Source organism: Acinetobacter sp. YH12063 (assembly GCF_013419715.1).
Classification (GTDB): domain Bacteria; phylum Pseudomonadota; class Gammaproteobacteria; order Pseudomonadales; family Moraxellaceae; genus Acinetobacter; species Acinetobacter amyesii.
The window spans coordinates 23,506-36,399 of sequence record NZ_VOZO01000009.1 but is presented as its reverse complement, the minus strand read 5'-3'; the positions used below and the strand labels follow the sequence as shown (position 1 = coordinate 36,399).

12 protein-coding genes are annotated in these 12,894 nt (G+C 39.7%); 8 read left to right on the top strand and 4 right to left on the bottom strand.

The window, feature by feature from the left end; all coding sequences use genetic code 11:
- The first annotated feature begins 133 nt into the window (after positions 1-133).
- Genes FTU12_RS11120 through FTU12_RS11105 form a run of 4 tightly spaced genes read left to right on the top strand, consistent with a single transcriptional unit; the run spans position 134 to position 6,443 of the window.
- Positions 134-3,505: a type VI secretion system Vgr family protein gene (locus FTU12_RS11120; RefSeq protein ID WP_180114370.1), complete on the top strand. Its 3,372-nt coding sequence runs from the start codon at positions 134-136 to the stop codon at positions 3,503-3,505.
- A gap of 1 nt (position 3,506) precedes the next feature.
- The gene (locus tag FTU12_RS11115) at positions 3,507-5,360 is read left to right on the top strand and encodes a TIGR02594 family protein (protein ID WP_180114369.1); all 1,854 of its coding nucleotides are present in this window, start codon (positions 3,507-3,509) and stop codon (positions 5,358-5,360) included.
- Positions 5,361-5,362: 2 nt separating this feature from the next.
- On the top strand, positions 5,363-6,085 hold the full coding sequence (locus FTU12_RS11110; protein ID WP_180114368.1) for a toxin-antitoxin system YwqK family antitoxin: 723 nt from the start codon (positions 5,363-5,365) through the stop codon (positions 6,083-6,085).
- Between the two features lie 10 nt (positions 6,086-6,095).
- Complete coding sequence (locus FTU12_RS11105; RefSeq protein WP_180024706.1) at positions 6,096-6,443, top strand: hypothetical protein; 348 nt, start codon at positions 6,096-6,098, stop codon at positions 6,441-6,443.
- A 25-nt stretch (positions 6,444-6,468) separates the two neighbouring features.
- Here the strand turns inward: FTU12_RS11105 and FTU12_RS11100 are convergent, their stop codons facing one another.
- A complete protein-coding gene (locus tag FTU12_RS11100) occupies positions 6,469-7,389 on the bottom strand; it encodes a Dyp-type peroxidase (protein ID WP_180114367.1) in 921 nt (306 codons plus the stop codon).
- A gap of 159 nt (positions 7,390-7,548) precedes the next feature.
- On the opposite strand from FTU12_RS11100, the gene FTU12_RS11095 reads away from it, so the two are divergent.
- Positions 7,549-8,169, top strand: a complete 621-nt coding sequence (locus tag FTU12_RS11095) for a LysE family transporter (RefSeq protein WP_180005346.1) — start codon at positions 7,549-7,551, stop codon at positions 8,167-8,169.
- Positions 8,170-8,274: 105 nt separating this feature from the next.
- On the opposite strand, the gene znuB is transcribed toward FTU12_RS11095, so the two are convergent.
- Genes znuB through FTU12_RS11080 form a run of 3 tightly spaced genes read right to left on the bottom strand, consistent with a single transcriptional unit; the run spans position 8,275 to position 10,340 of the window.
- Entirely contained in the window at positions 8,275-9,075 is an 801-nt protein-coding gene (gene znuB, locus FTU12_RS11090) for a zinc ABC transporter permease subunit ZnuB (protein WP_180009577.1), read from the bottom strand.
- Positions 9,076-9,078: 3 nt separating this feature from the next.
- Positions 9,079-9,840, bottom strand: coding sequence for a zinc ABC transporter ATP-binding protein ZnuC (gene znuC / locus FTU12_RS11085; RefSeq protein WP_373684161.1), 762 nt, complete (start codon positions 9,838-9,840; stop codon positions 9,079-9,081).
- Between the two features lie 2 nt (positions 9,841-9,842).
- Positions 9,843-10,340, bottom strand: coding sequence for a transcriptional repressor (locus FTU12_RS11080; RefSeq protein WP_180114366.1), 498 nt, complete (start codon positions 10,338-10,340; stop codon positions 9,843-9,845).
- Positions 10,341-10,479: 139 nt separating this feature from the next.
- Here FTU12_RS11080 and FTU12_RS11075 point away from each other — a divergent pair, with 139 nt between their 5' ends.
- The 3 genes from FTU12_RS11075 (at position 10,480) to atpB (ending at position 12,866) form a co-directional block, all read left to right on the top strand.
- Complete coding sequence (locus FTU12_RS11075) at positions 10,480-11,319, top strand: metal ABC transporter solute-binding protein, Zn/Mn family (RefSeq protein WP_180114365.1); 840 nt, start codon at positions 10,480-10,482, stop codon at positions 11,317-11,319.
- Positions 11,320-11,489: 170 nt separating this feature from the next.
- Positions 11,490-11,888: an ATP synthase subunit I gene (locus tag FTU12_RS11070; RefSeq protein ID WP_078194025.1), complete on the top strand. Its 399-nt coding sequence runs from the start codon at positions 11,490-11,492 to the stop codon at positions 11,886-11,888.
- A 102-nt stretch (positions 11,889-11,990) separates the two neighbouring features.
- Positions 11,991-12,866, top strand: a complete 876-nt coding sequence (gene atpB / locus FTU12_RS11065) for a F0F1 ATP synthase subunit A (protein ID WP_078191478.1) — start codon at positions 11,991-11,993, stop codon at positions 12,864-12,866.
- Positions 12,867-12,894 lie beyond the last annotated feature (28 nt).

The following is a 12,894-nucleotide window of genomic DNA, read 5'->3' as shown; positions in this document are numbered from 1 at the left end:
TATTCACTTGAATCCTAAAGTGATGTAAAAGCCAAAAAGAAGAATTCAACAAATTATTTGCAAAATAGGGTAGACGAAAAAATAAACATTTCCTAAAATGCCGTCATTAAAAAAAATTAAATACATAATAACAATGCTTAAAAATATTCACGCCATGGTGGAAAACTTTGGCTTTAGCGTACAGAAACGTGCGCTACACATTCATTTCTCAAATGAACATCTAAATTCTGAAGTTTTTATTCAACGGATTGAAGGTCAACACCGTATTAATCAAGGCTTTCGTGCGGAAATTATTTGTCTCTCGACCAATGCTCATCTGGCTTTAAAGCAGTTTATAGGCGGCCGAGTGGCTGTCGATCAAGTGACAGATTTGGGACAACTCAGTCGCCTGACTGGTGTGATTACTGGGGCTAGCCAAGGTCAAAGTGATGGTGCACTGACCGTTTATAAACTGGTGATTGAGGATGCGACAGCACTCTGGCATAAGCGTCGTAACAGCCGTGTCTTTATGAACAAATCGGTACGGGAGATAACCGAGATTATTTTTAGTGAATGGCAGAAAAAAAGTGCGCTGTTTGCTGCCAGTTTAAGTCTGAACTTAGAGGGGCTGGCACGTACTTATGATGTACGTCCATTTACTATGCAAGCCAATGAGAGTGACTACGAATTTCTGACTCGCCTTTGGCGCAGCGAAGGGATCAATTGGTTAATTGATGAAGCGGAGTTATTTGTCGCATTTTCGGCTGCACCGATGCAAGCACAGCAGCTGCGTTTAATTGATACGAATCAGGCTTATAGTGCTTTGGAACGGAAAAAGATTCGCTTTCATCGTAGTCATGCCACGGAACGTTTGGACACAATCACCAGTTTTGTGGCAGAACGCTTTTTACAATCGACCACAATTCAAACGCAGCGTTGGCAAGCTCAACATTTGGCACAAGACCAAAGTAATCCGCTCTTAAGCGCCCATGCACAGAGTGAGCAACAGCACAATGAAACCTTAAGTTTAGAGCAGGCTTGGACCGTAAGTTCGGCTTGGACAGCTGATCTTAAAGGTGCAGATCAGGCGACCACTTCAAATACACAGCAATTGGATCAGTTGAATCGGCAACTCAATCAATATCAGGAATTACAAGCCAAATATTTTACCGCCAGCAGTAGCGTAAGGGATGCACAAGTTGGGTATTGGTTTGAATTAGAAAATCATCCTGAAATCGATCAACATCAAACGACAGATCGTGAATTTCTCATATTGGGCAAAGCATTTTATAACCAGAATAATTTACCCAAAGATATTTTGGTTCAATTAGAAAAGTTACTTGCGGCGAGCCGTTGGCTATCTTTAGGGGATGAACGGCAGGCCAATGACCTATATGTGGTCCGTCGGCAAATTTCCGTGGTGCCTGAATATGATCCTTTATTACACCGGCCACCTGCGTTTCCACAGCGGGCTAAAGTGGTCGGTCCAGAAGGTGAAAGTATTTATGTCGATGCTTGGGGGCGTATCAAAGTTCGGTTTACGTTCACCCGCAGTGATGACCACAGTCATGATGGTGGAGCAGGGAGTAATGATAATGACAGTGACTCGGCTTGGGTCGATGTACTGACCCCATGGGCGGGAGAAGGTTATGGCGCACGTTTTCATCCTCGTATTGGCGAGATTGTGGTCATCGACTTTTTTGAGGGCGATGTGGATCGACCCTTTGTAGTAGGACGAATACATGAAGCTGAACGATCTCAGACCATGTTTGACCTCAAAGGTCAGCTTCCTGAAACCAAAAAACTCAGTGGTATCCGCTCGCAAGAAGTTGCGGGAGCAGGCTTTAACCAACTGCGCTTTGATGACACGACGGGGCAGATCAGTACCCAATTACAAAGTAGTCATGCAGCGACACAGCTGAATTTAGGTAATCTCAGCCATCCTAAAGAACAAGACAGTAGCCATGGCCGTGGTGAGGGTTTTGAGCTGCGAACGGATGCTTGGGGAGCAATGCGTGCAGGTAAAGGTTTACTCATTAGTACCTATGCGCAGGATAAAGCAGTTGCCGATCATCTTGCTGCTGCTGAAGCTCAGTCTCTTTTAAATCAAGGGCATCAGAGCATGAATATGCTGAGCGGTTTAGCCGTAAAGCAACAGACCGATGCATTAAATGTGATTAATCGTTTGCCGAAGTTAATAAACTCTTTAGAAATCAAAAGTACTACTGAAGGTGTCAAAGCGACTTTAAATTTGTTCAAGGAGGAGCTAAGTCGAGACCCATTGGCAGCGTTAAAAAACTGCAAAAGTTTTGTCAAAGAAATGGGCTCAATCGCACATGATGTCAAAAGTACAGTAAAAGAATTTAAAGCATTCTTTAATGATGCCGAAGATGCCTTTGATAACTTAAAGTCTGTCATAGATCATATTGAAGAAAATGGTAAAGATGTGATTCAGGGGAGAGTCGCAAGTCTGAAAAGTAACCTAAAAGAAGATCCATTAAAAGCATTAAAAGATGTGGGTAAATTGATCGAAGACATCAAATTTAACCCTGATGATTTGTTGAATAATGGTGGTTTTGGTTTGCCACCAGCGATGACACCCATAAAAGCATTAGAAAAAGTACAAGGCTTTATGGAAGGCTATGCGCAAGGTTTAGAGAAATCCAATACAGCAACAAAACAAGAACAAGGCAAATTATTCCGCCAAGCGTTGATGTTGCTTGCATCACCTAATGGTATTGCACTCACTACACCGGAAGATATTGTTTTACAAGCCTCGCAGGATATTGCAGAAAGTGCGCAAGGTTCGATTAATTTCAGTGCTCAAAAGAATATTGTCGGTCATGCACAAGACAAAATCAGTCTGTTTGCGGCTCAAAAGGGCCTGAGTGCTTATGCCGCAAAAGGGAAAGTTGAATTACAAGCCCAAGATGATGCTATTGAAGCAATTGCACGAAAGGTGATTAAGCTCATTTCAACGGAAGATAAAATTGAAATTACCAGTCCTAAAGAAATCGTGCTGACCGCAGGGGGCTCGCAACTGAAAATTAATAGCAGCGGAATATTTACAACAACAGGCGGCAAGTTTGAGAGTAAAGCGGGGCAGCATTTGTTTACTCTAGGAGAGAAAGTAAACTTAAACAATCTGGAATTACCAAAATTGGATAAAAGTAAATACAGTATTAGATTTGCTCCTTATGGTAGTGATATGAATTTCGATTTAATGGGATTAATTGATCAAAAATACAAAATAATTAATAAAAATAATGGAAAAGAATTATTTGCAGGAATTATTTCTGGATCAAAATTGCCAAGAATTTATAGTGATAGTGCTGATGAAGTTGAATTAATTATTGGTGAAGAAAACTGGAAAATTGATGTCGAGAAAATAACCTCTATTGATAGTTCGATTAGCGATAATGAAGCTGGAATTAATTTATTTCCAAAAATTAATGATTCTCAAGATAGCAATGTTTTCATTGAATCTGAAATGATTGAACTAATAATTAATAATAAGCAGGTTTAATATGTCAAAATTTATAAAAGCATCTCATGATAAGAATACATTGACGGTTCAATATCTAAGTGATAATGGGAATGTATTGCTAAGAAGTGGTGGAACAATCGCATGGCGGTTTAATAATCCTGGAAATATGAGACCAAAATCTAGTGGGCCATATCCAGGACAAATTGGAATTGGTGATACTAAAAGTGGAAAATTTGTAATTTTTGACAGTTATATTGCTGGAAGAAATGAAAAAAAAGCATTGTTAAGAAGAAAATATAATGAATACTCTTTAAAAGAAGCAATATATATTTATGCTCCTCCAAATGAAAATAATACGGAAGCATATATAGAATTTCTTGTAAAAAAAACATCTATTCAACGGAGTACGAAGCTTTCAAGCTTAAACGATACTTTGCTTGAGAAGCTAATGGATGCCATGCAAGAGAAAGAGGGATTTAATGGTAATTTAAATACTAGGAAAGAAAATTGGGTTTATACAACTGCTGTTAGTGTTTCAGATGGCTCGAAGCCATTAAGTGATCAAAAAATAACAGCAACAATAAATGGTCGAAAAAAAGAGTTAAGTACAAATAGTAATGGAACTTTACCCCTCCTACCTCATTCTAAGTCTGGAGAGATAATCACTTTTTCGTCTATAATGGATGGTGTGGAAAAAGTTATTGGTGAGGTTGTAACTTCATTAGAGTCACAAGCTGTTCATTTAATTAACAATACAATAAAATATTCAGCTGAATTAATGCCTCAAAATGGGATATTAAAGACAGATAATAAAAAATTCGAATATAAAGTCGTCAGTGGAGATAATTTAAGTAAAATTTCAAAAAGATTTCGTGTTACTGCACATCAAATTCAAGAATGGAATTACTTAGAAAATCCAAATCAGATTTTTACTGGTCAAATATTAACTATTGGTGGATATGCAGGTAAGAACTCGTTAGCAGATTCAAAATCACAATTTGAAACATATAAAATTAAACCTAATGATTCAGTTTTTAAAATATGTAAACAATTTAAAATTTCTGAAAATGAATTTTTACAGTTAAACCCTCAAATTAAAGATAGAAGCCTCATAAAAGTAGGTGACAATGTAAAAGTTCCTAATAAGAACACATCCAGTGTTTCTCAGTTTGGTAATAACACTAAGGAGTCTTCAAGTAATTCACTGGCTACATCAATAATGAATCAAGCTGAAAATTTATTCACTAATACAAATGGTCAGGTTGATAATGCAAGAAGTAAAGAAGGCACGGGCGAAGGCCTGGCTATTATTCCCTTAAATAACAAAGAAGCTCCATGGATGGCAATAGTATTGCGAGAATTAAAGCAATGGTATGGTAAAAAGGAAGGAGTTATAACTAAAACAGATAACTATCATAAATTAGTTGGTTGGGGTGGGATTAAGACACTTGTGGGAACAGATCAAGCGTGGTGTGCATCATTTGCAAATTACTGTCTCCAAGAAGCTAAATATACTAAGTCAAAAGATACAGTAAGTGCCTTAAGCTTCAGACGGGATACTCAAAATTTTGTAAAAATTGACAAACCTATTTTTGGTGCATTAGCAACGATACCTACCTTTGAAGGTGCTTCATCGGAGGCTACTAGTGGTACTGGGCATGTTGCTTTTGTTTATAGTTTAGATAAAACAGATGGTAGATTTCTTATGATAGGGGGTAATCAAGATGATCAGATTACTATTGTTGATAGAAAAATTTCATCTTTTCGATTCTATGTGCCAAAAGCCTATCATGAATATGCAAAGACACAAAAATTGGAGAAAAAAATAACTGTAGATGAAGTATATATGTTACTAGGCTTAAAAACTGTTAAGACCGGAAGCGGGACAAGATAAGTATGATATTTATAATTTCTAAAATCAGAATTTTAGTTATTGGTCTTGTAATATTTGTTCTGGCTTGCTCAGCGGAATCCAATGATACAAATGATGATAAACGTCTGATACAAAGCAAAAAAGATAGTACTTATAAAGATAGTAAAATTAGTCTTTATATGGCAGATGCTGAGGATAGCGGACAGGTTACCGTAGATAAGAAAAATGCAAAATATTTTAGAAAAATTTTAAAAAATGAATCTGATAAACGCTATTTAGTTCAAGATTTTTATATATCAGGGCATAAACTATCAAGCCCTTATTGGCTTGTTAATGGTCAAAAAGATTATGTGTTCAATGAAAGTAAGCATAATGGTTATTATCCTAGAGAAGGTGAGCGTACCTTATGGTATGAATCAGGTAGCAAAATGGCTGTTACTAATTATAGAAATAATATTGAAAATGGCTTATGGGAATCATGGTATGAAAATGGTATTTTGAAAGAGCAAATGATATACAAAAATGGTGAGTTGGATGGGTTCGTCAAAAATTGGAACGGCGATGGAATATTAGTAGGGGAATGTTTCTATGTTTTAGGGGAAGAAAATGGTCGATGTTATGAAAAATATACAATTAATCCTGATATTTTTATTTATGATGGTCAATACAAAAACGGTCAAAAAATTGGTTTGTGGAATGAGTGGGATTCAACGGGAAATTTAATAAATTCTGAGGAATTTAATTGAGAAGTATCTTATGATAAAATTAATTTTGTTCATTATGTTATTGTTTAGTTTTCAAGCTAATGCGGCATCAAAATATGAATTTCATGGGGAAATTAAATTAACTAGCAGCGTCGATGAAAATAATAAAAGATATAAATATGATATTATCAGCTTAAGTAAGCCTGAGAATGTTTATATTTATAGTGAAGATGAGAGTTTTCATAATGTAAATAAAATACAATTAAATTACATGGGAAATAAATTAAAAATTAAATATGACAAGCCTGCCACTGTTTATTGTAAAAATGTTTATTCAGCTGATTCCATGTATCATTTTACTGATGTCATATGTATTGTTGGGAAGATTAAGTATAAATAAGCCGACTCTCGTCGGCTTTATTTATTTAACCTTCCAAAACTTCTTCCAGCAACTCTTCACTCGGTGCAAAGTAATACGCTCCGTCCATTGGCGTAACAAAGTGAAGTAAGCGGTCGTGAATGCCGTCACCACTGGTGCCAAACATACGTACTAGCATGCTGTCGATAATGCTGAGGTCATGGGTATAAGCAATAAAAAACAAACCTTGGTCACCGCGGCCATCACCATAAGGCAACGAATGACGCAGAATTGCGAGTTCTTCACCTTCGTCATCTTCAACAACTGTACGTGATACATGTGAGTTTTCAGGTTGTTCGTCTTCATCCAACTCAATCGATTCAAGTTTGGTACGCCCAATGACGTGTTCCTGAGCATCTACCTTTAACTTTTTCCATTTATCTAAGTTGTGTGCATATCGCTGCGCAAACACAAAAGAACCATCTGCAAAAATGCCTGCTTCTTCAGAAAGTAAAGCTGTTTCAGCACGATCATCTGGAAATTGCGGATTTTCAGTTCCGTCAATAAAGCCGGTTAAATCACGGCCATCAAAATTGCGGAAGCACACACGTTCATCCAGTACGTCAACTTTATCTTGAATACCATCAAAGAATGCTTGGCTCAGCGCAAAGCAAATATCTGTACGCTGTGCTGCAATATGGATAAATACATCTGCTGGGGCTACAGGCATGTTAAATGAACCTTGAATTGGATCAAGTTGTTTAAAGCCTGCCGGGGATTGACTGTAAAGTTGTGCCCAAAGTTCTGGTCCAAAAGCCACAGCCGTTTTAATCTGTGCATTTGGATGTTGGGTAATCAGACGATCACGAGTATTAAGTAAGTCTTCAAGTTGTTCTTTTAATTCGCTAATCGTTAAATCTTTTAAACGTAAAACAATAAAACGAGCATGATCTGAGGGTAATGGCAAAATTACAGATTGAGCAGACATTCATGGCTCCTAAAAATTATAATTTCTGAGTGGCTGTGTGTATTGTGCCTTAAGCAGCGCTGAGAGTGTAGCCTTCATTTGGCCTTTTAGCGTGCATTATTGTCATGAAAATAGAGTAAATGTCATATAATACAGACCCATTTCAAACTTGAGCTAATGATGTCCTATCAAATCTGGATTGCATATATGTTGGCATGTTGGGTGATTAGTGTTTCCCCAGGTGCAGGTGCAATTGCGTCTATGTCGAGTGGTTTGAATTATGGGTTTAAGCATGGGTATTGGAATGCCATCGGCCTGCAATTGGCACTTTTGGTTCAGATAGTCATTGTTGCAGCTGGGGCAGGGTTCTTATTTGCGACGACACCATGGGCTTTTCTGATCGTGAAATGGTTTGGTGTGGGCTATTTATTGTATTTGGCTTATTTACAGTGGACAGCGCCAACAGAGTCAATTGAAATCCAACAAGATTTACCAAATAAATCACGTTTAAAATTAGTTGTACATGGCTTTTTGGTCAATATGAGCAACCCTAAAGCGATTGTATTTTTGTTGGCGGTTTTGCCGCAGTTTTTAGATTTATCCAAACCCCAATGGATTCAATATGTCATCATGGCTGCAACAATGATTAGCATCGATTTGATTGTCATGGCGGGGTATACCGGTCTCGCTGCAAAAGTGCTGCGGTTGTTAAAATCACCCAAACAACAAAAATATTTGAATCGAGCTTTTGCGGTATTATTTGCTTGTGCGGCGAGCTTATTGAGTTTGGTGCATCAATAAATCCAGTGAGATGATTCTGAGTATCGTATTTGACGTGCAAAAAAAGCCATGCAACTGCATGGCTTTTTTTTGATATGTCGCGAATTGAACAATGAACGTTGCTACTTAAGCCACTTTCTTAAATTTTTGCATAATAAAAATTAGGGCAAAGAGCAGCGCCATAGTTAATACAATGGTCAGTCCTGTAGAGGTGTTTAAACCAGCACTTGACCATAACCCCACGGTCACACCGACTTGGGCAATGATGAAAGACCACAGCACCATTTGCTTCGGTGAATTCGCCAATAAACGAGCGGTTAATGCAGGAATCACTAACAATGCACCCATCAGCAATGAGCCGACAGCACGTAAAGCCAATACGGTAAATAATGCCAGTAATAACATAAAAATTAGACGTTGCCATTTAGCGCTGACACCTTCACTGACCGCAATATCGGGGTCAATGGCAATCTGAATCTGCGATTGCCAACTTTTATACAGCACGGTCAGTGCCACAATGATCACCATTGCAAAGACAGGCAAATCTGACCAAGAAATGGTGAGTAAATCACCAAATAAATAGCTGAGTAATTCAGGTCTTAAGCTGGGCAAATGTTGTATGAAGAGTAAGCCAGAGCACAGGAGTGTTGCTGAACATAGCGCGAGCAAGGCGTCATTGGGCAAGCGAGGGTCGTGTAACACCCATAAGATTGCAACCAATAAGAGCGCAATCAATGTAACGCCTGTCCAAAGCGGTAGACTCATCGCACCGGCAATGGCGACACCGAGTAAAGTGCCATGTGCCATGGTGTCCGCAAAAAATGACATGCGACGCCATAACATTAAACAGCCAAGCGGCGCAGTCAGGAACACCAGCAAAGTGCCCATGATCCATGCTGGCAAAAGGAGTTGTAGCCATTCCATCATGGATTATGCTTCCGGTTCAGGGTGAATATGGGGACGAGAGTCGTGCTGGCAAGGCGTTGCACTATCGCCATGCGCACAGTGATCATGATGGTGTTGATAGAACACACGATTTGTTCCAAAGATCGCTTGATATTCAGGATGTTGCTGTACATTTTCAGGCAAGCCACTGCAACAAATATGTTTGTTCAGGCAAACCACACGGTGCGTGCCTTGCATGACCCATTGTAAATCATGAGAAACCATCAAAACTGCACAGCCATATTTTTCTGGCAAGCTACGCACGTAGTCATACAGTTCCGCTTCAGACTGGATATCCAGACCTTGCATAGGTTCATCCAGAACCAATACATTCGGTTGACGCAATAAAGCCCGTGCAATCAGAACGCGTTGACGTTCGCCGCCCGACAATTGCTGAACTTTAGATTGTTGTAACTTGGCAATGCCTGTATCACGAATAATTTCTTGCTTGATATTGGCATCACATTTTTCTAGGGCCAATAAATCACACACACGTAGCGGTAAGCTGTGTGATGGATTAAATTTTTGTGGCACATATGAGAATTTTAATTTTTGTATGCTGATCACTTTACCAGATACAGGTTTTACAATACCCAATAACACTTTGATGAGCGTGGATTTGCCTGCACCGTTAGGACCAATCAAGGTGACAATTTCTTTTTCGTGTAAGGCGAAATCTACATTTTTTAAAATGTCACGTTCATCGATTCGGACATGAACATGCTCTAAAGCCACAATGGGCTTCATATTTAGTGTTTGCTGCGGCACTGCTGACAGATCCCTGAAATTTCAATAATACTGTGATGTGCAGAAAAGCCATCGGATGCAGACAATTCATCGAGTTGCGCCATCAAGCCTTGAGCAGATGCTTCTTTGACTATTTTACAATCGGTGCAAATCAGGAATGCGGCTTGATGTCCTTCGCGCGGATGACAACACGGGATGTAAGCATTAATCGACGTTAGACGGTGAATCAAACCTTTTTCAAGCAGAAAATCCAGCGTACGGTATACCGTCGGTGGCGCTGCAGGTCGGTCAGACTCACTTTTGATTTTAGCCAAAAGGTCATAAGCACCCATTGGTCTCGTTGCGTTCAAGATCAGTTCCAATACTTCTTTACGCAAGGGCGTAAGTCGAGCACCCGTCGCACTACAGAGACTCTCAGCTTCAGCAAGGCGCTGTTCGACATTATGATGATCGTGTACACCATGCAAAGCATTATGATGTTCGTGTGAACATGCGCTCATAGCCAACCTCGAGTACGAAACTGTATAAAGAAAAAGACTTTAAATCTTAACATGAAGCGTAAGGACTTACGAACAGACGTAGGTTTTTTTACGATTTTGTTATATTATAACACTATTCATTTTATGGTGCTCTCTCCCCATGTCCCGTGTATTTCTTTTTTGTAGTTTGGCTTTATTCAGTGTGATGAGCTGGGCGCAAGGCCTCGTTGTTTCTACACAACCGATTTATCTAATCGCGAAGGATGTACTCAAGGGTGTAGAGCAGCCAAAACTATTGCTTGACCATCAATCTGGACATGATGTGAGTTTGACGCCTGCGCACCGTAAAACCGTGCAAGATGCCAATCTCGTTTTATGGCTAGGCCAAGCGCACGAAGCGCCATTGGCAAAAATGTTAGGTGAAAGTGGCAAAAGTATCGCTATTTTAGACTCAGGCATTATCAGTGCTTTGCCATTACGGGATGTCCGTGGCAATGCATTAAAAGGCACAATCGATACCCATGTCTGGCTTGAACCAAACAATGCGGTTCGAATCGGCTTTTTTATTGCTGCTTTACGTTCACAACAGTTTCCAGAACATCGTGAAAAATATTGGGCCAATGCGCGTGCATTTGCGCAGAAACTCTTGGTCACAGCACAAAAAACTGATGTGTCGAGCCGTGCTCAGCCTTACTGGTCCTACCACGATGCCTATCAATATCTTGAGCGCTCACTGAATTTGAAATTTACCGGTGCGTTGACCGATGATCCACATGTCGCACCGACATTGGCACAAATCAAATACCTGAAAGACCATCGCGCGCAGCCAAAAGTATGCTTACTTGCAGAAGCTCATGCCAGCCAAAATCAGTATCAAAAGCTCGGTGGCATCGTCTTTCAGCCGGTGGACGAAACCATGAGTGGGGCAGGGGATTTTGTAACAGCATGGAAGATGTTGGCTGATAAAACCCTGAAATGCACACTAAATGCGCGAAAGTAATGTAAAAAACAAACAACTATTGATTAGTTTGAAAGCAGTTTACCAATTTAAAAAAACACGACTAAGGTCGGGAAAAGATTGCAAGTTAAGGGGTGTAACTCTATAATGCCTGCGATTAAAAATAATCATCAGTTAAACTTGTCAAGCAGAATTGCTGTGAGTGAACAAAAATGAGTCGAACTAGTCGCATGATTGATCGACGATTAGCGAAAGCTTTAGTCATCTTACAAGCAGTAATGATTCCTGTTTCAGCCCTGATTGGTTGGGTCCTTAAAGACACAATCACAGCATATAGTGCAGCTTTGGGTGCGTTGGTATGCTGGCTAGCAAGTAGCTACTTTTCATGGCAGTCGTTTCGTGCGGCTGGTGCCCGCGCCTCTAAACAGGTGCTGTCAAACATGTATCGTGGCTTAATGGGCAAGTTTGCAATCGTGATTGTTGGATTCATTTTGATTTTGATCAATGTCAAACCGTTGTCAGCGGTGGCATTGTTTTGTGGTTTTATGCTCGTACAAAGTATGTCGTGGGTCGCTCCTTTTTGGGCAACACGCTTAAAAAAACGAGTATAAACACAACAAAAAATTGAAAAGTTTTTTGGAGAGTAACGAGATATCAGGCAGCACGCGATATTCGTTTTCTCTATTAGTTTTGACATTGACCAGGTGTGATTTATGGCTGCTGAAGAACATGCCCTTACTTCGACCGAGTACATTCAGCATCACTTGACTAACTTGACCTATGGCAAAATGCCAGATGGTACTTGGAAGTTAGCTGAGACTGCTAAAGAAGCTCAAGAGATGGGGTTCACTGCTATTCACTTGGATTCAATGGGTTGGTCTATTGGCCTTGGTATAGTTTTCTGTTTGTTGTTCTGGGTTGTAGCGAAAGCTGCAAACTCTGGTGTTCCGACCAAGTTCCAGTCTGCAATCGAAATGATTATCGAGTTCGTTGACTCAAGTGTCCGTGACACTTTCCATGGCAAATCGCGCTTAATCGCGCCGTTAGCATTGACCATCTTCGTGTGGATTTTCCTCATGAACTTGATGGACTTGATCCCTGTTGACTGGATTCCTTATACAGCTCAATTGATCGGTGCTAACGTGTTTGGTATGGATCCTCACCACGTTTACTTCAAAATCGTTCCATCTACTGATCCTAACATTACCTTGGGTATGGCATTATCAGTATTTGCGTTAACTATTTTCTATAGTATCCGTGAGAAAGGTCTTGTCGGATTCGGTGCAGAATTTGCACTTAACCCATTTAACCCAAGTAACCCAGTTTTAAAAGCATTACTTATTCCAGTAAACATTATTCTTGAATTAGTAACTTTTATTGCACGTCCAATCTCATTGGCTCTTCGACTGTTCGGTAACATGTATGCGGGTGAGTTGATCTTCATCTTGATCGCATTACTACCGTTCTGGATCCAGTGGGCGTTGTCTGTGCCTTGGGCGATCTTCCATATTCTTGTTATTACGTTACAAGCATTCATTTTCATGATGTTGACTATCGTATATATGAGTATGGCTAGCGAAAAGCATTAATGGTATTGCTCAACTGTCAAAGGGTGGT

Bases quoted from the DNA above. Each gene is read 5' to 3' on its own strand.
- FTU12_RS11075 (WP_180114365.1), top strand. From the start codon at position 10,480: ATGTCCCGTGTATTTCTTTTTTGTAGTTTGGCTTTATTCAGTGTGATG.
- FTU12_RS11080 (WP_180114366.1), bottom strand. From the start codon at position 10,340: ATGAGCGCATGTTCACACGAACATCATAATGCTTTGCATGGTGTACAC.
- atpB (WP_078191478.1), top strand. From the start codon at position 11,991: ATGGCTGCTGAAGAACATGCCCTTACTTCGACCGAGTACATTCAGCAT.
- FTU12_RS11105 (WP_180024706.1), top strand. From the start codon at position 6,096: ATGATAAAATTAATTTTGTTCATTATGTTATTGTTTAGTTTTCAAGCT.
- FTU12_RS11070 (WP_078194025.1), top strand. From the start codon at position 11,490: ATGAGTCGAACTAGTCGCATGATTGATCGACGATTAGCGAAAGCTTTA.
- FTU12_RS11115 (WP_180114369.1), top strand. From the start codon at position 3,507: ATGTCAAAATTTATAAAAGCATCTCATGATAAGAATACATTGACGGTT.
- znuC (WP_373684161.1), bottom strand. From the start codon at position 9,840: ATGAAGCCCATTGTGGCTTTAGAGCATGTTCATGTCCGAATCGATGAA.
- FTU12_RS11120 (WP_180114370.1), top strand. From the start codon at position 134: ATGCTTAAAAATATTCACGCCATGGTGGAAAACTTTGGCTTTAGCGTA.
- FTU12_RS11110 (WP_180114368.1), top strand. From the start codon at position 5,363: ATGATATTTATAATTTCTAAAATCAGAATTTTAGTTATTGGTCTTGTA.
- znuB (WP_180009577.1), bottom strand. From the start codon at position 9,075: ATGATGGAATGGCTACAACTCCTTTTGCCAGCATGGATCATGGGCACT.
- FTU12_RS11100 (WP_180114367.1), bottom strand. From the start codon at position 7,389: ATGTCTGCTCAATCTGTAATTTTGCCATTACCCTCAGATCATGCTCGT.
- FTU12_RS11095 (WP_180005346.1), top strand. From the start codon at position 7,549: ATGTCCTATCAAATCTGGATTGCATATATGTTGGCATGTTGGGTGATT.